The 20,903-nt window shown below is 69.9% G+C and carries 21 protein-coding genes and 2 tRNA genes; 15 read left to right on the top strand and 8 right to left on the bottom strand.

All coding sequences use genetic code 11. The features are described from left to right. Positions 1 to 46 precede the first annotated feature (46 nt). From DEI85_RS11740 to DEI85_RS11720, 5 genes are all read right to left on the bottom strand, one after another. Positions 47 to 664, bottom strand: coding sequence for a response regulator transcription factor (locus DEI85_RS11740; RefSeq protein WP_111123287.1), 618 nt, complete (start codon positions 662 to 664; stop codon positions 47 to 49). Beyond that, on the bottom strand, positions 661 to 1,695 hold the full coding sequence (locus DEI85_RS11735) for a sensor histidine kinase (RefSeq protein ID WP_111123288.1): 1,035 nt from the start codon (positions 1,693 to 1,695) through the stop codon (positions 661 to 663). The genes DEI85_RS11740 and DEI85_RS11735 overlap by 4 nt, the downstream gene beginning before the upstream one ends. 156 nt (positions 1,696 to 1,851) lie before the next feature. Next, positions 1,852 to 1,925, bottom strand: a tRNA-Pro gene (locus tag DEI85_RS11730). A 93-nt stretch (positions 1,926 to 2,018) separates the two neighbouring features. Beyond that, positions 2,019 to 2,975 carry a metallophosphoesterase gene (locus DEI85_RS11725; protein ID WP_110861438.1) on the bottom strand — a complete coding sequence of 319 codons (957 nt, stop codon included), beginning with the start codon at positions 2,973 to 2,975 and terminating at the stop codon, positions 2,019 to 2,021. After that, complete coding sequence (locus tag DEI85_RS11720) at positions 2,972 to 5,536, bottom strand: transglycosylase domain-containing protein (protein WP_111123289.1); 2,565 nt, start codon at positions 5,534 to 5,536, stop codon at positions 2,972 to 2,974. Before DEI85_RS11720 ends, DEI85_RS11725 begins: the two co-directional genes overlap by 4 nt. Positions 5,537 to 5,586: 50 nt before the next feature. Here DEI85_RS11720 and sp36 point away from each other — a divergent pair, with 50 nt between their 5' ends. Next, positions 5,587 to 5,745 (top strand): Sp36 family protein, encoded by a 159-nt coding sequence (sp36, locus tag DEI85_RS11715; protein ID WP_110861434.1) that lies wholly within the window; start codon positions 5,587 to 5,589, stop codon positions 5,743 to 5,745. Continuing rightward, positions 5,742 to 6,203, top strand: a complete 462-nt coding sequence (locus DEI85_RS11710) for a RidA family protein (protein ID WP_110861432.1) — start codon at positions 5,742 to 5,744, stop codon at positions 6,201 to 6,203. The genes sp36 and DEI85_RS11710 overlap by 4 nt, the downstream gene beginning before the upstream one ends. A gap of 79 nt (positions 6,204 to 6,282) precedes the next feature. Here DEI85_RS11710 and acs read toward each other — a convergent pair whose 3' ends face one another. Beyond that, entirely contained in the window at positions 6,283 to 8,235 is a 1,953-nt protein-coding gene (gene acs / locus DEI85_RS11705; RefSeq protein WP_111123290.1) for an acetate--CoA ligase, read from the bottom strand. An 801-nt stretch (positions 8,236 to 9,036) separates the two neighbouring features. Here acs and DEI85_RS11700 point away from each other — a divergent pair. The 13 genes from DEI85_RS11700 (at position 9,037) to DEI85_RS11640 (ending at position 18,758) form a co-directional block, all read left to right on the top strand. Next, a complete protein-coding gene (locus DEI85_RS11700) occupies positions 9,037 to 9,966 on the top strand; it encodes a TadA family conjugal transfer-associated ATPase (protein ID WP_111123291.1) in 930 nt (309 codons plus the stop codon). Next, a complete protein-coding gene (locus tag DEI85_RS11695; protein WP_111123292.1) occupies positions 9,963 to 10,796 on the top strand; it encodes a type II secretion system F family protein in 834 nt (277 codons plus the stop codon). Before DEI85_RS11700 ends, DEI85_RS11695 begins: the two co-directional genes overlap by 4 nt. 83 nt (positions 10,797 to 10,879) lie before the next feature. Further along, on the top strand, positions 10,880 to 11,119 hold the full coding sequence (locus DEI85_RS11690; RefSeq protein WP_111123293.1) for a DUF4244 domain-containing protein: 240 nt from the start codon (positions 10,880 to 10,882) through the stop codon (positions 11,117 to 11,119). Between the two features lie 10 nt (positions 11,120 to 11,129). Then, positions 11,130 to 11,435: a TadE family type IV pilus minor pilin gene (locus DEI85_RS11685; RefSeq protein ID WP_181420110.1), complete on the top strand. Its 306-nt coding sequence runs from the start codon at positions 11,130 to 11,132 to the stop codon at positions 11,433 to 11,435. Between the two features lies 1 nt (position 11,436). Continuing rightward, a complete protein-coding gene (locus DEI85_RS11680) occupies positions 11,437 to 11,916 on the top strand; it encodes a hypothetical protein (protein ID WP_111090340.1) in 480 nt (159 codons plus the stop codon). Then, positions 11,892 to 14,711 carry a type I DNA topoisomerase gene (gene topA / locus DEI85_RS11675; RefSeq protein ID WP_110861420.1) on the top strand — a complete coding sequence of 940 codons (2,820 nt, stop codon included), beginning with the start codon at positions 11,892 to 11,894 and terminating at the stop codon, positions 14,709 to 14,711. Before DEI85_RS11680 ends, topA begins: the two co-directional genes overlap by 25 nt. Continuing rightward, complete coding sequence (gene tmk, locus DEI85_RS11670) at positions 14,708 to 15,343, top strand: dTMP kinase (RefSeq protein WP_110861418.1); 636 nt, start codon at positions 14,708 to 14,710, stop codon at positions 15,341 to 15,343. The genes topA and tmk overlap by 4 nt, the downstream gene beginning before the upstream one ends. 25 nt (positions 15,344 to 15,368) lie before the next feature. Further along, a complete protein-coding gene (locus tag DEI85_RS11665) occupies positions 15,369 to 16,511 on the top strand; it encodes a DNA polymerase III subunit delta' (protein ID WP_111123295.1) in 1,143 nt (380 codons plus the stop codon). A 24-nt stretch (positions 16,512 to 16,535) separates the two neighbouring features. Further along, a complete protein-coding gene (locus tag DEI85_RS11660) occupies positions 16,536 to 17,171 on the top strand; it encodes a TetR/AcrR family transcriptional regulator (protein ID WP_111123296.1) in 636 nt (211 codons plus the stop codon). 44 nt (positions 17,172 to 17,215) lie between these two features. Continuing rightward, positions 17,216 to 17,291, top strand: a tRNA-Thr gene (locus tag DEI85_RS11655). Positions 17,292 to 17,459: 168 nt separating this feature from the next. Further along, on the top strand, positions 17,460 to 18,032 hold the full coding sequence (locus DEI85_RS11650; protein WP_111123297.1) for a GntR family transcriptional regulator: 573 nt from the start codon (positions 17,460 to 17,462) through the stop codon (positions 18,030 to 18,032). Positions 18,033 to 18,095: 63 nt separating this feature from the next. Next, the gene (locus DEI85_RS11645) at positions 18,096 to 18,401 is read left to right on the top strand and encodes a hypothetical protein (protein ID WP_111123298.1); all 306 of its coding nucleotides are present in this window, start codon (positions 18,096 to 18,098) and stop codon (positions 18,399 to 18,401) included. Positions 18,402 to 18,464: 63 nt separating this feature from the next. After that, entirely contained in the window at positions 18,465 to 18,758 is a 294-nt protein-coding gene (locus DEI85_RS11640) for a hypothetical protein (RefSeq protein WP_111123299.1), read from the top strand. A gap of 273 nt (positions 18,759 to 19,031) precedes the next feature. Here DEI85_RS11640 and DEI85_RS11635 read toward each other — a convergent pair whose 3' ends face one another. Further along, complete coding sequence (locus DEI85_RS11635; protein WP_111123300.1) at positions 19,032 to 19,508, bottom strand: hypothetical protein; 477 nt, start codon at positions 19,506 to 19,508, stop codon at positions 19,032 to 19,034. A 100-nt stretch (positions 19,509 to 19,608) separates the two neighbouring features. Beyond that, positions 19,609 to 20,772 carry an acyltransferase family protein gene (locus tag DEI85_RS11630; protein ID WP_181436325.1) on the bottom strand — a complete coding sequence of 388 codons (1,164 nt, stop codon included), beginning with the start codon at positions 20,770 to 20,772 and terminating at the stop codon, positions 19,609 to 19,611. Positions 20,773 to 20,903 lie beyond the last annotated feature (131 nt).

Below are 20,903 nucleotides of genomic sequence, written 5' to 3'. Positions count from 1 at the left end.
TCCGCTGGGCACCCGACCATTGCTGCTCACGAGGTTCCGCGGCGCCTCAGGTGAGCAAGCCCAGGCGCGTGGCGGCGGCGACCGCGCCGACGCGGGAGCCGACGTCGAGCTTGCGGAACACGTTGTAGACGTGCCGCTTGACCGTGCCGATCGCGAGCTGCAGGTCGGCGGCGATCTCGGCGTTGGTGCGAGCGGCGGCGATGAGTCGCAGGACCTCGAGCTCGCGGTCGCTCAGCGGTGAGCCGGCACGGGCCTCGGTCACCAGGTCGACGGGGAACGTGACCGGCGCCGCATCGGCATGTGCCGCCCGCGCGATCCGGTCGACGAGTTCGCGGCTCGGGGTGTCCTTCGTGACGAAGTCGACCGCGCCGGCGTCGAGCAGGGTGCGGCGGAGGACCGCGTCCCGGTGCATCGTGAGCACCACCACCCGGATGTCCGGGCGGGTGCGGCTGATCGTGGCGATCGTCGTCCGTGCCGGCGGGCCGTCGAGCTCGACGTCGAGCAGCAGGACGTCGATCGCGGCGGCCTCGGAGGAGCCGAGCACCTCGGCCGGTCGCTCGCCGTGTGCGACGACGCGGATCGTGGGGACCGCGGCCAGGATGGTGGCGAGCCCTTCACGGAACAGCCGGTGGTCGTCGACGATGGCGACGTGGGTGACGGTCACAGGGTGCCCCTCGGGATGGTCAGGCGGACGGTGGTGCCGTGCTGTCGGCGGCCGCGGGTGCTCTCGACGTCGAGCCGAGCGCCGATCACCGCGGCGCGCTCGCGCATCGTCTGCTGTCCGAGGCGACCGTCGGCGTCGCTCTGCACGTCGAAGCCCGGGCCGTCGTCGGTCACCGTCGCGACCACGGCGGCGGGGGACCACGCGAAGCGCACCGAGGTCGACGAACCCGGGGCGTGCTTGCTGCGGTTCGTGAGCGCCTCGAGCAGGATCGTCAGCGCTTCCTCGGCCTGCCAGTTCGGCAGAGGACCGGAATTGCCCGTCGACTCGACGGACAGGCGGTCGTCGTCGGGGAACAGGTCGTGGATGTGCCGGCGGAGCGCGTCGTCGAGCAGCGCGTCCCCGACCCGGGCGTGCAGGCTCACTGCGAGGTCCTGCACGTCGCCGAGCGCACTCCGGAGCAACCGTGCCGCGTCGTCGAGCTGTGCGGCGCGCTCGTCCGAGGGCGGGTCCGTCAGCAGGACGAGGTCGAGGCGCTGCAAGCCGGCGAGGATGCCGTGTGCCACGCGGTCGTGCAGGTCTCGCGCGATCTGCGTGCGGGAGTCCAGGTGCGCCGAGGTGACACGCTGGCGCAGTGCCTCCGTGTACGCGACCGCCCCGGCCGGGAACCGGCTCCAGATGCCGGCGTGCAGGGCCCTGGTGGCCCGCAGGACCTCGGCGGTGGACTCCGCGCCGACCTCGTCGACGAAGACCGGCAGGTAGGCGTCGAACAGCATCTCCGCCGCGAGCATGGCGCCCGCCGGGTGCTGGGCATGCTCGGCGTGCAGACTGCCGGTCGCCAGGTGCTCGGGGTCGAGGAACGCGTGGCTCACGACGCTGCCGTCGGTTCCTGCCGCGTAGCGCTCGTGGGCCTCGGCGATCATCGACGTGACGTTCTCCGTCAGGCTCTCAGCGAGCACCGGGTCGTCCGCGATGCCGGGGAACTCCGCAGCGATCGTGGTGAGCACGGCGGCGAGGGGATGGTCGTTCTGCATGGCGCTTGCGAGCGTAGCGGGAGGTGGTGCTCGCAGCGGGGGAGGAACGGACCGCGTGGGTCGTGCGACCCATCCGACGGTCGAGCTGCACCCGGGAAAGCAGAAGGCCCTGGTTCCGGAGAACCAGGGCCTTCTTCGTACTGTCTCAACACAGTGTCGGGGTGACAGGATTTGAACCTGCGACCTCCTCGTCCCGAACGAGGCGCGCTACCAAGCTGCGCCACACCCCGCGGTGTCATCACTCCGTACCGGAGCAACCCGACAATACTATCCGATGATCGGGGATGCTCACGACCATCCGGCGAACTCCCGGGCGCGTCGGCTCAGGAAGCTCGTGCGGTGAGAGTGACCACGACGGCCTCGGGCCGGCAGGCGAACCGGACGGGCGCGTAGATCGAGGTGCCGAGGCCCGCGGAGACCTCGAGCCACGACCAGTGGTTGCGGTGCTCCCACTTGTGCAGGCCGCTGGCGTACCGACGGGGGAGGTCGCTGTTCGTGACGAGCGCACCGACCCCGGGGACCGCCACCTGACCGCCGTGGGTGTGCCCGGCGAAGATGACGTCGGCGCCCTGGGTCACGAAGGCATCGAGCACGCGACGGTAGGGGGCGTGCGTGACGCCGATGGCGACCGGTGCGGGGCCGTCCTCGTCCTCGGACCACGGCACGTCACCGCGCATCTCGTCGACGTTGGTGGGGAGCAGGTCGAGGCGGTCCCAGTCGCGGTGCGCGTCCGAGGTGCCGAACAGCTCGAACCGGGAACCCCGGAGTTCGATCGCGTGCGCCTGGTCGTTCAGGTCGAGCCAGCCGAGCGACTCGAAGAACGCCGTCTGCCGATCGATGTCGAGACCGACGGGCTCCGCCGCCTTGTGCATCCGGCTCGGCCCGGAGAAGTACTTGAGCGGGTTGCGCGGGGAGGGCCCGAAGAAGTCGTTCGACCCGTAGGCGAAGACCCCGGGCACCCCGCGGAACGGCTCGAGCGCGTACTCCACGGCGGCGTTCGCGGTCGCGTGGCCGAGGTTGTCCCCGGTGTTCACGATGAAGTCCGGCTCGACCAGGCTCAGGTCGCGCAGCCACTGCTGCTTGTCGGCCTGCCACGGGGCCATGTGGATGTCGGACAGGTGCAGGACGGTCACGTCACGGGAACCCGGCGGGAGCACCGGGACGGTCTCCCACCGGATCCCGAAGCGACGGCGTTCGACGAGCGAACCCCAGGCTGCCGAAGCAGCTCCGACGGCCGCACCGGCTGCGAGGACCCCGAGTGCGGCGCGCCCGCGGGTCACTTGCAGTCCTTGGGCGCCTTGCCGTTCTTGTCGCCGTACAGGGTCAGCGTGACCGTCGAGTCCTTGCTGGCGTCGGTGTGCACGCCGGGCTCGACCGAGGCGACACGGCACTCCTTGTCGCCGCCGCCCTTCGCGTACTGCTCGGCGATGGCGACGTTCGTCAGCCCGACCTGGTTCAGCTGGGCGCGAGCGTCGGAGAGGGGCTTGCCCGTCACCGACGGCACGGTGATCTGCGACCCGTCGGAGGTGTAGACGGTGACGCTCGACCCGGACGACAGCAGCGAACCGGCCGACGGCGAGGTCGACGTCACGGTTCCGGCCTTGCCGGCGCCCGGCTGCGCACCGCCGTCGACGTAGGTGAAGCCGGCACCCGAGATCGCGGCGCGGGCCTCGTCGGCCGTCTTGCCGCGGAGGTCCGGCAGCGCCTTGCTGTTGCCGCGGAGGGCGGAGGTGTTCGGGTCGGTGAAGGCGCCGGCGGGGTAGGCGGCGTTGACCGGGGTCATCGCCTGCTGCCACACGCTCGCTCGGACACCGGCGTACGTGCCGTTGACGCCGTTGCTGTAGTGCCGCAGGTTGTTGAGCTTGCCGTCGGTGTTGCCCTGCCAGTACGCCGTCGCGACCCGCGAGCTCGACCCGACGAGCCAGATCTGGTTCGCGGTGTCGGTGGTACCCGTCTTGGCGAACAGCTGGGTACCGTCCGGGGTCTGCGCGCCGCGGGCGGTACCGCTGGCGATCGTGCCCTTCATGGCGTAGACAGCGGCGTGGGCGACCTCGGGGTCGAGCACCTGCTTGCAGTCCTTGGTCTGTCCGCCGAGCTGCTTGCCGCTGGGGGAGGTGACCTGCTCGATGGCGATCGGCTTGCAGTAGATGCCGTTGTTCGCGACGGCGGCGTAGGCGGCGGCCATCGTCATCGGTGCGATCTCGTTGACGCCGAGGACGGACGACGGGGTGTACTGCAGTTCGCCGCCGTCGGCGCGGTGCACGCCGAGGGACTCCGCCGTGTCGCGGATGTCGCAGAGGTCGAGCTTCTGGGCCATGTTCAGGAACGCCAGGTTGATGGAGCCGGCGGTCGCGGCGGCCACCGTGTAGTTGCCGCTCTCACCGGGGCTGTCGTTCTTCGGGTTGTAGTTGCCCGCGGTGATCGGTGACCCGCAGGCGGTCCAGCCGGACGACATGTTCCGCGGTGCGCCGCTGACGACCTCGTTGAGACCGTGACCAGCCTTGAGCCAGGCGAGGAGCGTGAACAGCTTGTAGGTCGAGCCGGTCTGGAAGCCGCCGGAGTTGCCGTACTTGTAGTCGACGCTGTAGTTGATCGAGGTCGACGTCGGCGCGGACTTCAGCGACTGGTCGTAGTCCTTGTTCTGCGCCATCGTCAGGATGCGACCGGTGCCCGCCTCGATCGAGTTGAGCGTGGCCCCGAGCGCCAGGCCGGTCTCGGCCTTGTTGTCGTAGGTGTTGACGAGTTGCTTCTGCTCGGCGTTCAGGTCGATGTTCAGCGTCGTCTGGATCTTGTAGCCGCCGTTGCGCCACGCGGCGTCACGGGCCTTCTGCGACGATCCGAGCTGCGACATCTCCTTGACGACCTTGACGGCGTAGTCGCAGAAGAACTGCGATCCGTCGCCGACCGACGCCCGGCACCCCTGCGAGGGCTGGGTCAGGCGGACGTAGTCCTTCGGGTTCGAGGCGACGGCCTGGTCGTACTCGGCCTTCGTCAGGTTCTTCTGGGCGTACATCGACTTCAGGATGACGTCGCGCCGGGCGACGTTCGCCTCGTACTTCTTCGGGTTCGACAGGTTGCGTGCCTCGGGGTACTGCACGATGGCGAGCAGCGACGCCGCCTCGGCCGGGGTCAGGTCGGTCGCGCTCTTGTTGTAGTAGTGCTGCGCCGCGGCCTGCACGCCGTACGTCTGGTCGCCGAAGTAGGCGATGTTCAGGTAGGCGGTGAGGATCTCCTTCTTGGAGTACTTCTTCGCCAGTCCGATCGCGAGCTTCATCTCCTCGAGCTTGCGGGGGATGGTCTGCTCGACTGCCTCGTTGTAGGCCTTGACCTGCTCCTTCTTCGTGGGGAGCTCGAGGGCCTGCTGCATCTTGATGTTGCGGACGAGCTGCATCGTCAGCGTGGAGCCACCGCCGGACTCGCCGAGACCGCCCGCGAGGCTGCCGACGCCGGCGCGGACCAGGGACGTCATGTCGACGCCGCCGTGGTCGTAGAAGCGCTTGTCCTCGCCGTCGATCGCGGCGTTCTTGAGCTGTTCGCTGATCTGGTCGAACTTCAGCTCTTCGCGGTTCTGGTCGTAGACCGTCGCGAAGTGCACGGACTTGCCGCCCGAGTACGCGTACACCTCGTTGCGCTGCGGGAGGTCACCGATCTCGATGTACTCCGGCAGGGACTCGAACACGCCGATCGTGGACGTCGTCGTGACACCGGCGACCGCGATGGCCGGGGTGACACCGATCGTGACGAGCAGGCCGGCGAGGGCACTGAACCCGACGAATCCGATGAAGGCGCCGACTGCTGAGACGGGCTTGGTCCGCGATGCAGACGTCTTCTGGGCAGACATAGGATGCAGCCTAAACGACACCCCCGACTGAAAGGCTGGCAAGGAACCGCATGACTCGCTGGGAGTACTTCACCACGCCGCTGATGATCCACAACACCACCGCGATCCTCAACAACTACGGGGACGAGGGCTGGGAGCTGGTCCAGATCGTCACCGGGCCCGAGGGCGGACTCGTCGCCTACCTGAAGCGCCCCAAGGCCGACTCATGAGCGTCTCCGACCGGCTCGCCGGACTCGGCCTGACGATCCCCGCGGTCGCCGCTCCCGTCGCCGCCTACGTGCCCGCCGTCGTGACGGGGCAGTACGTCTACACGGCTGGTCAGCTGCCGTTCGTCGACGGTGCCCTGCCCGTGACCGGCAAGGTCGGCACCGACGTCGACGCCGAGACCGCCGCGGCCCAGGCTCGTGTGGCCGCGCTGAACGCCCTGGCCGCCGTGCAGTCGGTCGCCGGTTCGCTCGACCGCGTGGCGCGTGTCGTCAAGGTCACGGTCTTCGTCGCCTCGGACCCGTCGTTCACCGGTCAGCCCGGGGTCGCGAACGGGGCGTCGACCCTGGTCGGCGACGTCTTCGGGGACGCCGGCGTCCACGCGCGGAGCGCGGTGGGCGTCGCGGTGCTCCCGCTGGACGCACCGGTCGAGGTCGAGCTGGTGGTGGAGCTCACCGCCTGACGGACCGTCAGCCGAACGCAGTACGCGAGCAGGGCCTCCAGTTTGAATCTGACTGGAGGCCCTGCTTCCGTTCCCGGGACTACATGAGTTCCGCGATGGTCGCCATGATCGTCGGGTCGGCGAGCGTCGTCGTGTCGCCGATGCGGCGGCCCTCGGCCGCGTCGCGGAGCAGCCGCCGCATGATCTTGCCGGAGCGTGTCTTCGGCAGCTCCGGCACGATGACGACCTGGCGCGGCTTCGCGATCGCGCCGATCCGCTTGCCGACCCAGTTGCGGAGTTCCGCGGAGGCAGCGTCGCGGTCGACGTCGGCGGCGGCCTCGGCCGTCAGGATGACGAACGCGACGACCGCCTGCCCGGTGGTCTCGTCGGCGGCACCGACCACGGCGGCCTCGGCGACGCCCTCGTGGCCGACCAGGGCGGACTCGATCTCGGCCGTCGACAGGCGGTGGCCCGAGACGTTCATGACGTCGTCGACGCGGCCCTGGACCCAGATGTCGCCCTGCCCGTCGAGCCGCGCACCGTCGCCGGCGAAGTAGCGGCCGGGGAACCGCGACCAGTACGTCTCGACGAACCGGTCCGGGTCGTTCCAGATGCCGCGGGCCATCGACGGCCACGGCTCGGTGATCGTCAGGTAGCCGCTCTCGCCGGGGTCGGCGCGGCGGCCGTCGTCGTCGACGATCTCGGCGACGATGCCCGGCAGGGGCGTCTGCGCGGCGCCGGGCTTGAGCTTCGTGACGCCGGGCAGCGCGGAGATCATGATCGCGCCGGTCTCGGTCTGCCACCACGTGTCGACGATCGGCGTGCGGTCGTGGCCGATGACCTGCCGGTACCACTGCCACGCCTCGGGGTTGATCGGTTCGCCGACGCTGCCGAGCAGGCGGAGGGTCTCGAGACTGCGGGCCTCCGGGATCTCGCGGCCGGCCTTCATCGCCGCGCGGACCGCGGTGGGTGCGGTGTAGAGGACGGTGACACCGTAGGCGTCGACGAGGTCCCACCAGCGGCCGGGCTTCGGCTCGTCGGGGGTGCCCTCGTAGAGCACCTGGGTGACGCCGTTGGCGAGCGGGCCGTAGACGACGTAGGAGTGGCCGGTGATCCAGCCGATGTCGGCGGTGCACCAGTAGACGTCCTTCTCCGGGTGCATGTCGAAGACGTTCTTGTGCGTGTAGGCCGCCTGCGTGAGGTAGCCACCGGAGGTGTGCACGATGCCCTTCGGCTTCCCGGTCGTGCCCGAGGTGTACAGGATGAACAGCGGGGTCTCGGCCGGGAACGCCCGGGCCTCGTGGGTCGGTGCCGCCTTCGCCAGCTCGTCGTGCCACCAGACGTCACGGTCGTTCCACGCGATGTCGTTGCCGCCGCGCTTGACGACCAGGACGTGCTCGACCGTGTCGGTGCCCTCGCCGGTCAGCGCCTCGTCGACGGCGGGCTTGAGCGGTGAGACGGCGCCGCGACGCCACCCGCCGTCCGCTGTCACGACGAGCTTCGCGCCGGCGTCCTCGATGCGGGCGCGGAGGCTCTCCGCGCTGAACCCCCCGAAGACGACCGAGTGCACGGCACCGATGCGGGCGACGGCGAGCATCGTCACGACGGCCTCGGGGATGAGCGGCAGGTACACGACCACCCGGTCGCCCTGGCCCACGCCGAGGTCGGTGAGCATGTTCGCGGCGCGCTGCACCTCGGCGGTCAGCTCGGCGTAGGTGATCCGACGCGTGTCGCCTGGTGCACCCTCGAAGTGGATCGCGACCCGGTCGCCGTTGCCCGCGCGGACGTGCCGGTCGAGACAGTTCTCGGCGACGTTGAGCGTTCCGTCGGCGAACCACTTCGCGAACGGGGCGCCCGACCAGTCCAGGGTCTGCGTGAACGGGGTGCGCCAGTCGAGCAGGGAGCGGGACTGCTCGGCCCAGAAGGCCTCGCGGTCGGCTGCTGCCGCGTGGTGGAGGTCCTCGCCGGCGACCGCGTCGGCCACGAACTCGGGCGGCGGCGCGAAGGTCGCTCCGTCATCGCCTCGGGGGTCGGTCTGGGTCGGAGTGGACATCGATGTCCTTTCGCGTCGTTGCGGCCTCTGGTGGCATCCGTCGTGGATGCGTGCGTGCATCCGGGGCGGTTGCGTGCGTGCATCCGTCGCCGGTGTGTGCGTGCATCCGTCGCCGGTGTGTGCGTGCATCCGTCGCCGGTGCGTGCGTGCATCCGGAGACTACCCCTCGGCCGGGTCGGGGCGCGGCACGCCCGGATGTCGTGTCCGGGTTTGCCCTGGAGAGCCGATCGTGGGGTACAGTGGTTCTCGCTGGACTCGTTTCCGGCGGCATCGAATCGGATTCCCCCCAATCCCTCGATGTCAAGGCGGCACCTGTTCCCCCCAACCGGTGCCGCCTCTTCTCTTTTCCGGGGTCCGCCTCGAGCGACGGTGCTTCGTCGGGCTTCGTCGTGTGCCCCGATCCGCGCAGGGACGCCGGTCGCGTGGACAGACCGGTCCATGCTCGTGCATGCATTCTGCATGTACCTGCGGAGCAGTTGCTCCGCCCAGTCCTGCTGTGGGGTGCAGGGGTGATCGGTGGCTCGAGCGGATTCGGTGTCGCATCATCGACCGGGGTACGGCTTTCCGTATCGGGGTACAAATCGGTCCGTTGGTCGGACACTCCGACGTTGTCCACAGATGTGGGGACCGTCCGATCGGCGCGGGTGCCGACTGCCTACCGTCGGCGGCATGCCCCTGCACCGTGCTCCTCCCTCGCCCTCGTCCCGCCCGTCGTCACGGTCGTCCGCGCCGTCGCGACCACTTGCACCGTCCGCGCCGTTCCTGCCCGGGGCCGCGCCGCCGGCTCGCCGCCGGGCCGCCGTGGTCGTCGAGTTCGAGGAACTCGCTGCCCTGGTGGCTGATGCCACCGTGACGGACGTCCTGGTGCTCGGCGGTGTGGGGACGTGGGTCGACCGCGGGACCGGCCTCGAAGCCGTCCAGCCGCGACTGACGGAAGCGCGAGCCCGCGAACTCGCGACCCGGCTCGTCGCGCTCGGCGGCCGACACGTCGACGAGACCACCCCGTGCGCGGACGTCCGGCACGGCGACGGCGTCCGGGTCCACGTCGTCCTTGCCCCGGTGTCCGTCGGGGGCACCGCCGTGTCGATCCGACTGCCGCAGGTCCAGCGACCCTCCCTCGCCGCCCTCGAGCGCGGCGGGACCTTCGCGTTCGTCCCGCGGTCGGTCGTCGAGGACGCCGTCGCCGCGCGCCGGAACGTCCTGGTCACCGGTGCGACCGGCAGCGGCAAGACCACCCTGCTCGCGGCGATGCTCGGGAACGTCCCCGTCGACGAGCGCATCGTGACGGTGGAGGACGTCGCCGAGCTCCGGATCGCCCACCCGCACGTCGTCGCGCTCGAGGTGCGGCAGGCGAACGCCGAGGGGGTCGGCGCGCTCGGCCTCGACCGGCTCGTGCGCGAGGCGCTGCGGATGCGACCCGACCGGATCGTCGTGGGGGAGTGTCGCGGCGCCGAGGTCCGCGAACTCCTCTCCGCCCTGAACACCGGGCACGACGGGGGAGCCGGCACCGTGCATGCCAACGGCATCGCCGACGTGGCCGCACGCCTCGAAGCGCTCGGCGCACTCGCCGGCCTCGGTGCCGAGGCGCTCGCCCGGCAGGCCGTCAGCGCCTTCGACCTGGTCCTGCACGTGGAGCGACGGGCAGGACAGCGGCGGCTCGGTGGCGTGGGCACGCTGCGCGTCGGCCCGGACAGGAGGCTCGAGGTGCGCCCGGTGGACGGGCTGCGGTGAGCCGACCCACACCCGACGGTCCGGTGCGGATCGCCGGGGTGCTCGACCGGGTGGCGACGCTGGTCGCGGCGGGGGTCCCGCCGCCGCGGGCCTGGCGGCTCGTCGGCGGACTGCCCGGGGCCGGGGGACCCGCGCAGCAGGACATCGCCGTCGTCCTCCGCGTGGCGGACCGGACGGGAGCGCCCGTCGCGGAGACCCTCCGCGGGCTCGCCGGGGCGCTCCGCCGTGCTGCCGCCTCGGACCGCGCGATCCGGGTCGCCCTGGCCGGTCCGCGGACGAGCGCCCGGGTGGTGCTCGCACTGCCGCTCTTCGGGCTGGGCCTCGGCGCGGCCTGGGGCGCCGGCGCCGTCGAGGTCCTGGTCGGTTCACCGGCCGGTTGGGCGTGCTCGTGCACCGCGGCGGCCCTCGTCCTGGCCGGTCGGGGGTGGACCGCCCGGCTGGTCCGTTCCGCGACCCCCGACGGCCGCGTGCCCGGGGTGCTCCTCGACGCCTGGGCCGTGGCGGTCGCCGGAGGCGGGTCGTGGACCACCGCCGGGCGGGCCGTCGCCGAGGCGTCCGCGGGAGCCGCCGCGCCCGTCGGCGACCTGGACCGGCTGCGGGAGGTCCTCGACCTCGCCCGGCGCGCCGGGGTCCCCGCCGCGGGGTTGCTCCGCCGCGCTGCCGAGGACGTGCGCGACGAGGCCGCTGCCGACGGGCTCGTGGCTGCGGAACGCCTGGCCGTCCGGCTGGTGCTGCCACTCGGGGTCTGCGTCCTGCCGGCGTTCGTGCTCGTGGGGGTGGTGCCCGTGGTGGTGGGGGTCCTCTCCTCCACGGTGGGCGGTACCGCGTGACCTCTCCACAGATGCCACCGGGACCCCTCGTCGCCACCGCAGCCCGGACAGGCTGGACCCACCGAACAGAAAGGACGGACACCATGAGCACCACGTCATCCCCCGGCAACTGCACCCGTCGGGCCATCCGCCACCGTCGCCCGCGTCCCCTCGTCGCCCGGTGGCGGTCACGACTGCGGGACGACCGGGGATCGGCGACCGCCGAGTACGCGGTCGTCATCCTCGCCGCCGTGGCCTTCGCCGGTGTGCTCGTCGCCGTCATGCGCTCCGGCGAGGTCCAGACCATCCTCACCGACCTCGTCCGTGGTGCGCTCTCGCTGTGAGCGCGGCTCCGTGACCGTCGAGTTCGCGGTGGCGCTCCCCGTGGTGGCGCTCGTGCTGACCGCCCTCGTCGCGGCGGTGCTCGTCGTCGATGCGCAGGGCCGCCTGCAACTCGCCGCAGCCACGGCCGCCCGGGCGATCGGGCGCGACGACGAGAGCCAGGGCCGGTCCGCGGCTGACCGGATCGTCCCGGGGGTCTCGGTCGTCGTCCGGTCGGACGGCGACCTGGTCTGCGTCGACGCCACGCGCGGCGGGACCGGTCCCTTCGCGGCGCTCCCACTGACCGCGACGGGGTGCGCCGTGGCCCGAGGGGGCTGACGTGACGAGTCTCGACGGCCAACGCGGCTCGGCGACCGTGCTGCTCGTGGCGGTCCTCGGCGTGGGTGTCCTCGTCGGGTCGTCGGCGCTCGCCGCAGCCGGTCACCGCACGCAGGCCATCCGGGCCCAGGGTGCCGCCGACGCCGCCGCGGTGGGCACCGCGGCGTCCGCGACCGGTCTGGTGCCGGGGGAGCCCTGCGCCGTCGCCACCCGGATCGCCACCGCGAACGGGGCCACCCTCGACGCCTGCGAACTCGTCGCCACCACGGCCCGGGTCCGCGTGGTCGTGGGCACCGGTCCGTTCGTCGTCGGCGCACTCGCGGTGGCCGGTCCGGCAGGCGACCCGTCCGAACACTATGTGTATGGTGTGCCTGTCGGCCCGCGGTCACCGATGTCCCGGTCGACCCGGACACGCTCGTGGACAGGGCCGATCAGCACCATCGATCAAGGAGACACGTGCCAGGCACGAAGAAGCTCGTGATCGTCGAGAGCCCTGCGAAGGCGAAGACGATCGCGCAATACCTCGGTGACGGATACGAAGTCCAGGCCTCGGTCGGACACATCCGCGACCTCGTCGAGCCGAAGAACCTGCCGGCCGAGCTCAAGAAGGGCTCCCTCGGCAAGTTCTCGGTGGACGTCGACAACGGCTTCGAGCCGTACTACGTCGTGTCCGACGCCAAGAAGAAGACCGTCTCCGAGCTGAAGCGCGCCCTCAAGGACGCCGACGAGCTCTACCTCGCAACAGATGAAGATCGCGAGGGCGAAGCGATCGCGTGGCACCTGCTGCAGGTCCTGAAGCCGAAGGTGCCCGTCAAGCGGATGGTGTTCCACGAGATCACGAAGGAGGCGATCCAGCGCGCGCAGGAAGCCACCCGTGAGCTCGACACCGCCCTCGTCGACGCGCAGGAGACCCGCCGCATCCTCGATCGTCTCTACGGGTACGAGGTCTCCCCGGTCCTGTGGCGCAAGGTCGCGCCCGGTCTGTCCGCCGGCCGTGTGCAGTCCGCCGCCACCCGTCTCGTCGTCGACCGTGAGCGCGAGCGCCTGGCCTTCGTCTCCGCCAACTACTGGGACCTCTCCGCCCGGTTCGAGAAGGCCGGCGAGTCCTCTTTCTCCGCGCGACTCGCCCGGATCCACGGCACCCGCGTCGCCTCCGGTCGTGACTTCGACGACCGCGGCACCCTCAGCGGAGACGTCGTCCGGCTCGACCAGGCCGCTGCCGCGTCGCTGACGACGGTCCTCGAGCGCGCCGGTGACGCCACCGTCCGCAGCGTCGACTCGAAGCCGTACACGCGACGTCCGGCCGCCCCGTTCACCACGTCGACGCTCCAGCAGGAAGCCGCACGCAAGCTCCGTCTGTCCCCGCGACAGACCGCTCGTGCCGCGCAGACCCTGTACGAGAACGGCTACATCACCTACATCCGTACCGACTCGGTCTCGCTCTCGAAGCAGGCCATCGACGCCGCTCGCAAGCAGGCAGCGGACCTGTACGGTTCGGCCACCGTTCCGGACAAGCCCCGTCTCTACGCGAGCAAGAGCAAGAACGCGCAAGAGGCGCACGAGGCGATCCGTCCCGCCGGGGACTCCTTCCGCACCCCGCAAGACCTGCAGGGCACCCTGACCGGTGTGGAGTGGCGCCTCTACGACCTCATCTGGAAGCGCACCATCGCTTCCCAGATGGCGGACGCCAAGGGTTCGACCGCATCGATCGTGCTCGGCATCTCCTCCGCCGAGTCGGTCGAGGGCATCGCCTCGACCGCGAACGGCACGGACGCGGAGTTCACCGCCTCCGGCACCGTCATCACGTTCCGCGGCTTCCTCAGCGCCTACGAAGAAGGCCGTGACGAGGACCGCCACGAGTCCTCCGAGCGTGCCGGTCAGGACGTCGCCCTGCCGAACGTGGCCCAGGGCGAGCACCTCGCGGTCAGCGACGTCGAGGCGAAGGGGCACGACACCACCCCGCCGCCGCGCTTCACCGAGGCGAGCCTCATCAAGACGCTGGAAGAGCTGGGGATCGGGCGTCCGTCGACCTACCCCACCATCAGCCCGACGATCATCGACCGCGGCTACGTCTCGCTCCGCGGTACGCAGCTGGTGCCGAACTGGATCGCGTTCAGCGTGGTGCGGCTGCTCGAGGAGTACTTCGGCGAGCTCGTGGAGTACGACTTCACCGCCGAGATGGAAGAAGACCTCGACCGCATCGCCCGCGGCGACGCCGACCGGGTGGACTGGCTCAAGGGCTTCTACTTCGGTGGCGGCGACGACGACCAGCGCGGCCTGCGGACCGTCATCGACAACCTCGGTGAGATCGACGCCCGCGAGATCAACTCGGTCGAGCTCGCTCCGGGCCTCACACTCCGGATCGGTCGGTACGGCCCCTACATCGAGGTGCCGAGCGACGACCCCGAGAAGCCGCGGCGCGTCAACGTCCCCGAGGACCTCGCTCCCGACGAACTGACCGTCGAGAAGGCGAAGGAACTCGTCGACGCCCCGGTGATCGGCGATCGCGTCGTCGGGATCAACCCGGAGACGGGCAAGGAAGTCCTGGCGAAGGACGGCCGCTTCGGCCCCTACGTCACGGAGCGCACCCCCGAGCCCGAACCCACCGTGGACCCGAAGACCGGCGAGGTCGTCGAGGCGCCCGCAGTGGCGGAGGCCCCGGCGGCCGAGGCAGCTGCTGCGACCGCGACGAGCGAGACGGCGACGGCGAAGAAGGCCCCCGCAAAGAAGGCGCCTGCGAAGAAGACGACGAAGAAGGCCGCGGCGCCGAAGGAACGCACCGCCTCGCTCTTCAAGTCGATGGATCCGCAGACCGTCGACCTCGAGACGGCGCTGAAGCTCCTCGACCTTCCCCGCGTCGTGGGCCAGGACCCGGAGACGGGCAACGACATCACGGCGCAGAACGGCCGGTACGGGCCGTACCTGAAGAAGGGGACCGACACCCGGACCCTGCCCGGCGAGGACGCGATCTTCGACATCGACCTGCCCGGCGCACTCGAGCTGTTCGCGCAGCCGAAGTACGGCGGGAACCGCACCGCGAGCGCCGCGCTCAAGGAGTTCGACGCCGACCCGGTGTCCGGCAAGCCGATCAAGATGAAGGACGGCCGATTCGGCCCGTACGTCACCGACGGCGAGACGAACGCGACCATCCCCAAGGGCGAGGACGTCGAGGCCGTCGACCACGCCCGCGCGGTCCAGCTCATCGCCGACAAGCGTGCCAAGGGGCCGGTCAAGAAGAAGACCCCGGCTCGTCGGACGGCGGCCAAGAAGAAGTGACCGGTCGCTTCATCACGCTCGAGGGCGGCGACGGCGCGGGAAAGACGACCCAGGCGGAGCTGCTCTCGGCGTGGCTCGGTGCGCACGGTCGAACCGTGGTGCGCACCCGCGAACCCGGCGGCACCGACCTCGGCGTCCAGATCCGGCAGATGGTCCTGCACGAGCGGGGCCACGTCGCACCCCGGGCCGAGGCGCTGCTGTACGCGGCCGACCGTGCCCAGCACGTCGAGACGATCGTCCGTCCGGCGATCGCGCGTGGCGAGGTCGTCCTGCAGGACCGCTACATCGACTCGTCCGTCGCCTACCAGGGCGTCGCGCGGGGGCTCGGCGCCGAGCAGGTCCGCTCCGTCTCGGAGTGGGCAGCGGACGGCCTGGCACCGGACCTCACGATCCTGCTCGACCTCGACGTCACCGTCGGACGCGCCCGGGTGGCCGCGGCGCGGGGGGACACCTTCGACCGCCTCGAGTCCGAGGCCGCGGCGTTCCACGAGTCCGTCCGTCAGGCCTTCCTCGCGATGGCGGAGGCCGAGCCGGCACGTTTCCTGGTGGTCGACGCCTCGGACCCGACCGACGCCGTACAGGACGCGATCCGTCGAGCGGTCGCCCCGCTCGTCGGGATCGACCCGGCATGACGGTGGTCACTGACAGGATGGTCCCGTGAGCGTGTGGGACGGCCTGACCGGGCAGGACGAAGCGGTCGCGTCGCTGCGCAACGCAGCCGAGTCGACCGGCGGCACCGGCGGCATGACGCATTCGTGGCTCATCACCGGCCCGCCCGGGTCGGGACGGTCGAACGTGGCGACCGCCTTCGCCGCGGCGCTCGTGAGCGACGGCCCCGACGACGACCACACACTGCGGCAGATCACCGCGAAGACCCACCCAGACGTCTCGGTGCTCACGACCCAGCGCGTGATCATCACGATCGACGAGATCCGGCAGCTCGTCACCTCGTCGTACTACTCGCCGTCGGTCGGGCGCTACCGCGTCGTCATCATCGAGGATGCCGACCGCATGACCGAGCGCACCTCGAACCTGCTGCTCAAGGCGCTCGAGGAACCCCCGGAGCGTACGGTCTGGATCCTCTGCGCCCCGAGTGAAGCCGACCTGTTGCCGACGATCCGGTCGCGCGTCCGCTCGGTCCGTCTGCGGGTGCCCGGCATCGAGTCCGTCGCCGACCTGCTCGTCGCCCGGACCGGTGTCGACCGCGCCCTCGCCATGGATGCTGCCCGTCAGGCGCAGAGCCACATCGGCATGGCACAGCGCCTGGCCACGAGCGAGCCGGCACGTGACCGTCGTCGCCGGACCCTGACGACCGTGCTCGGTGTGCGGAGCGTGGGTGACGCCGTCATGGCGGCCGCCGAGCTCCTCGCCGTCGCCGACGAGGACGCCAAGTCCATCACCGAGCAGCGGGACTCCGAAGAGCGCGACGCAGCCCTGCGCTCGCTCGGGGTCGAACCCGGCGGGACGATCCCGCCGGCGCTCCGGTCGCAGCTCCGCGCCCTCGAGGACGACCAGAAACGCCGTGCGACCCGCAGCCTGCGCGACGGCCTCGACCGGATCCTGGTGGACGTCTCCTCGCTGTACCGCGACCTGCTCCTGCTGGGGCTCGGAGCCCCGGCGGAACCGGTCAACCTGGCGATGCAGGACCAGCTCGAGCACGCGCTGCCAACGATCCCACCCGCTGCCGCGCTCGAGGTCCTCGACGCCGTGGCCCTGGCCCGCCAGCGCATCGCGGCCAACGTGGCGGCACTCCTGGCGCTCGAAGCACTGCTCGTCACCATCGCCCGCGCCCGCCGCTGAGTCACGGCGTGCGACAATCACGGCATGCCCGACGCTGAACCCGGCCTGCGCGAACGGAAGCGCCGCGCCACCCGGCGCGCCATCCAGCAGGCTGCGCTCCGGATCGCCATCGAGGACGGCCTCGGCGCGGTCACGGTGGACGAGATCTCCCGGCGGGCCGACATCTCGCCCCGGACGTTCTTCAACTACTTCCCGAGCAAGGAGCAGGCGATCCTCGGAGACGACCCGCAGCTGCCCGACGACGCGGCGTTGCAGGCGTTCGTCGACGGTGGTCCGAGCGGCGACCTGCTCGCCGACATCGGCGCGCTGCTCGTGCACTCGACACGCGAACTGATCGAGGAGCGCGGGCTCATCGAGGAGCGGCAGCAGGTCCTCCGCGCGAACCCGGAGCTGTTCAGCCGTCGGATGGCGTCCATGAAGGAGTTCCAGGCGGAGCTGCAGGCGGCCATCGCGCGGCGGCTCGACGACGCCGACCCGCAGCTCGCCGCGGACCCCGAGGCGCTCCGTCGTCGCGCGGGGCTCGCGGCCATCGTCGCCCTCGCCGCTCTGCGCCACGCCTGGTGGGAGTGGTCGGGTTCCGAAGCCGGAACGCACCTGGTCGACGAGCTCGAACGGTCCTTCTCCGAGCTCGGCGTGCTGGTTTCGCGTTCACTCGTCTGAACCTGTATAGTCATTGCTCGTGCCACTCCGGACATGGAGTGTGCGCCGCCTTAGCTCAGTCGGTAGAGCGATTCACTCGTAATGAATAGGTCGTCGGTTCGATTCCGACAGGCGGCTCCAAAGAAAAGCCCCGTTCAGCACGGCCCAGAGGGTCTCCTGAGCGGGGCTTCTTCGTTCAGCAAGTGCACACAGCGGTGCACACATAAGCAAGCGTGGGGAGAGCCCGAACTTGCAGATGCAGGAGCGCGTTGGCTGCGGCGACCGTGATATCTGGGATACGATCTCGGCATGCCTGTACCGAAGTCGCCGACCAGCCAGGGCCCCCGTCGGCTCCTCCGCGATGTCGTCTACGAACAGATGCTCACCGCCATCGAGAACGGGACGCTCGAGGCCGGCGAACGTCTCAACGATGAGGAACTGACGAGCTGGCTTGGTGTCTCTCGCACCCCCGTGCGTGAAGCGATCGCCCGGCTCGAGTCCGAAGGTCTCGTCGAGATGGCGGCGAATCGATACACACGGATCGCGGCGCTTTCAGGCCCGGCCCATGACGAAGCCGCGGTGCTCATGGCCGCGCTCCACACGTGGGTTGTCGGACACGCCGATCAGTCCACGCCAGAAGCCCGCAAGTCTGCCGCCTCGGCGGCAGGCAAGCTCGCAGCCGCACTCGAAGCGCAGGAGGTGGATGCCTACCGGAGCCTCCAGGACGTCGTTGCCACGCTGATTGCGGGACTGGACAACAGACTGTTCACGAACACGGAAACGGCAGTCCGTGGCCGCGTCAAGTTCCACGCTGCAGCTACCGACGCGAACCTCGACTGGGCAACTGCGATCGACACCGCACGGGCAGTGGCGGAGCTCTGAAGGCCGTCCGACTTGATTGATGCCTCGCCAGCCGAGTAAGCGGCGTAGCGCGATACTGGGCGGGTGACGAAAGTAGTAGGCACTCTCCGGTCAACCGAAACGCAGGAGTCCGAAGGCAGCGGCGACAACATCAGCGAGGCACGGCAGGCCGCGATCGCCGGGCTGAACCTCGAGGGGTTCGAGCTGCAGCAGGCGAACACGGTCACGAGCAAGGCGACGGGGGAGACCACCATCAAGGCCCGGGCCCGGTCAACCACGACGAAGCCGCATGAGGCGACCGGTGCGAACTACGACGCAGCGCTGCAGGCATACCTAACCTCGATCCCAGAAGGCTGGCAGTCGCAGAATCTGCGGGAAGTGCGCCAGTAGTGCGACAGATGCTGTCGGCGTACCCCATCGCCTGATGTCGGCGGGTGGCGGCAGCATCACTGCATGGCCGAGCACAAGTGGGCACCACCCGAGCATCAGGACGTTCCCGTCTACGCTGCCGAGTCGTTGCCGCTCGACGAGATTGGTGAGCCCGCTGCGCTCGATGCCCCGGCACCCGTGTGGATCGACCGCTTGGTCTTTGACCAGATCGGCGAACTCGGAAGGGTCAAGGCATTCGCCGTCGCCCAGTCCGACGTCGCCGTGTATGCGGAGATCGCTTGGCAGGGACGGCTTCAGCGTGCGTGGGTGCCCCGCTCGACCGTGAGCCGACGCACGCTGACACCACGACGAGACTGATGGCGCGCCGACGACGGGATCGATGGGCACTCGGTCCAGCGTTCTCGTTGCCTGAGGCCGCAAGGGGCGGGCCCGACTGCGACGTGGTGCCGCCCGACCCCGTCCTCGCTTGGCTGCAGTTCCCTGACCGGATCCTCGAGGTCGAGGCCCGTGTCATTGCTTACACGGAGCGCGCGGTGCTCGTCGAGTGGGGCTTCGGGCAAGGGGCGGACTGCGCTTGGGTGTGGCGGGATGCAGTGCGTACCTTGGAGTGAAGGCGGTATCTCCCGGAGGCTACTCAGCGGACGAGCGGCCGCTTTCGGAGCCTGTCCGCCTCAAGCCCTGCTCCGACTGTCGCCCCCAAAGCAAGTAGAGCAGACGTGTCAAGGGGAGTATCAGCGCGGCCCAGAGGGCGGCACGTAGGGCGTAGTCGTCGACATAGCCCCGAATCGCGGCGACGACGTCGTTGAGGAAGAAGAGCGAGACGGCTAGCGCCACGAGCACGCTCGCCGATCTGCGAGCTATGCGAGTCTTGCGAGAGGGGTCATTCCGCCGGTGAAGGGCGGCGACGCTCAGGTGTAGTCGGTCTCGCAACGCCCTTTCCGCGCTGCTCTCTCCCGTGCCAAGAGCCGCTATCGCTTCTGCGGTTGTCTTGATCTCGGATACAAGGCGGGTCGCGTTACGACGCTCCGAGTACGTGAACCCCCACCCGACTAAGGCGATCGTGGCTGGGATGACGATCGTGCTGAGCAGGTCGGGAATATTGTCCACTGCACGAGGCTAGCGTCCGCTCCCATGTCAGATCCTTCCCTCAACGAGAAAGACCCCCTCGAGCTCCCGAAGGAGCCCGAGGGGGCTAGTCGTTCGTGCATCAAGGAGCGCTCGGAAGAGCCGTCCGTTGGCTCGACGCAGAGGAGATCCGTTGACGCCAGGCGCTCATGAACGGTCGTTCGAAGATCCAGTAGAAGCCCCATGCCACCGCGACGGTGAGGGGTGCGACGACGAGCAACATCAACACCACCTGTGTTCCGTCGCTTCGGGTGAGAGGGGCAATGAGGTACTTCCACCCGACCTGTAGCAGGGGCGCGTGAACCAAGTAGAGGCTGTAGGAAAAGCCTCCGACGAATACCAGCCAGCGGACCGAGAGTGCGCGGTTCAGCCAGCCTGCTCGTCCGAGAGTGAGCGAAGTGAGCACAGCCGCAACGCCGAACCCGGCAAGCAAGTCCACGGGCTTCATGTGCGCGACGAGCCAGGCGTAGTCGTGCCGCGCCAGAAGCACGCCCAACGCACCGAGGGTCACACCACCGACGGTTCCCCAGGGCAGCCGACGGAGCCACACCGGCGACGGTCCACTCCCCATCACACGCGCCGCCATGCCAAGCACGAAGGCGAGGTAGAAGGCCGGCCACAGGTCGTTCACGGGATCGAAGAAGCGCGCTGCGATGATCCCGGCCGCACCGATGAGGATGCCAGCGGTCAGGCCTACCCAGACGTTTGAGAGCCGCCAGATCAGCAGGATGAGCGGGAAGATCAAGTAGATGTGCCACTCGACGGCGATCGACCAGAACGTGTAACTGATGTCCTGGGTCCCCGTGAGGTCTTGCACCAGGAACAGGTCGGCGAGGACGCCTTGCCAGTCCGTCGGAACCACGAGGTCCCACTGCGTTCCCGTTTCGTCGCGGATGAGCAGCACGGTCAGCGCCAGTGTCAGGGCCAGTGCTGCCCAGTAGGGAGGGAGGATCCGTCGTCCTCGTCGGAACATGAAGCCGAAGAACCCTCCCCGAAGCTCACCGTCGCGGGGCAGGACTGCGATCGTCAGGGAGTAGCCGGCGAGCACGATGAAGACGGTGACCCCGAGATGTCCGTACAGCAGCCACCCCGTCAACACTGCCACCGCCCCGTCCGGCCGAGCATCACCGGCAGGCGGGTAGATCGTTGCCCACGAGTGGTGGAAGAGCACGTACAGGGCAGCGAGCGCTCGAAGACCATCGACGAAATCAACGCGCGGACGTGACAGCTTGTCGTCTATCGGCACGGGGTCAGTATGGCCGAACAGAGCACCTAGCGGCGAGTGGGGCAGTTCTAGCTTCGGGCGTATCCGCGTACCGCAGTGCGCTTGCCGCCAGCCCGAACGAGAGAACGGCCCCTCACGCTCGGCGAGGAGCG

Source organism: Curtobacterium sp. MCBD17_026 (assembly GCF_003234895.2).
In the GTDB taxonomy this organism is placed as follows: Bacteria; Actinomycetota; Actinomycetes; order Actinomycetales; family Microbacteriaceae; genus Curtobacterium; species Curtobacterium flaccumfaciens.
Note: the sequence above shows the minus strand (reverse complement) of the source record. Positions and strands in the feature narration are given on the sequence as shown.

Coding starts and splice junctions, on each gene's coding strand:
- DEI85_RS11690 (WP_111123293.1), top strand. CDS start 10,880: ATGAGCACCACGTCATCCCCCGGCAACTGCACCCGTCGGGCCATCCGC.
- DEI85_RS11720 (WP_111123289.1), bottom strand. CDS start 5,536: ATGTCTGCCCAGAAGACGTCTGCATCGCGGACCAAGCCCGTCTCAGCA.
- DEI85_RS11735 (WP_111123288.1), bottom strand. CDS start 1,695: ATGCAGAACGACCATCCCCTCGCCGCCGTGCTCACCACGATCGCTGCG.
- sp36 (WP_110861434.1), top strand. CDS start 5,587: ATGACTCGCTGGGAGTACTTCACCACGCCGCTGATGATCCACAACACC.
- DEI85_RS11710 (WP_110861432.1), top strand. CDS start 5,742: ATGAGCGTCTCCGACCGGCTCGCCGGACTCGGCCTGACGATCCCCGCG.
- DEI85_RS11640 (WP_111123299.1), top strand. CDS start 18,465: ATGGCCGAGCACAAGTGGGCACCACCCGAGCATCAGGACGTTCCCGTC.
- acs (WP_111123290.1), bottom strand. CDS start 8,235: ATGTCCACTCCGACCCAGACCGACCCCCGAGGCGATGACGGAGCGACC.
- DEI85_RS11660 (WP_111123296.1), top strand. CDS start 16,536: ATGCCCGACGCTGAACCCGGCCTGCGCGAACGGAAGCGCCGCGCCACC.
- DEI85_RS11650 (WP_111123297.1), top strand. CDS start 17,460: ATGCCTGTACCGAAGTCGCCGACCAGCCAGGGCCCCCGTCGGCTCCTC.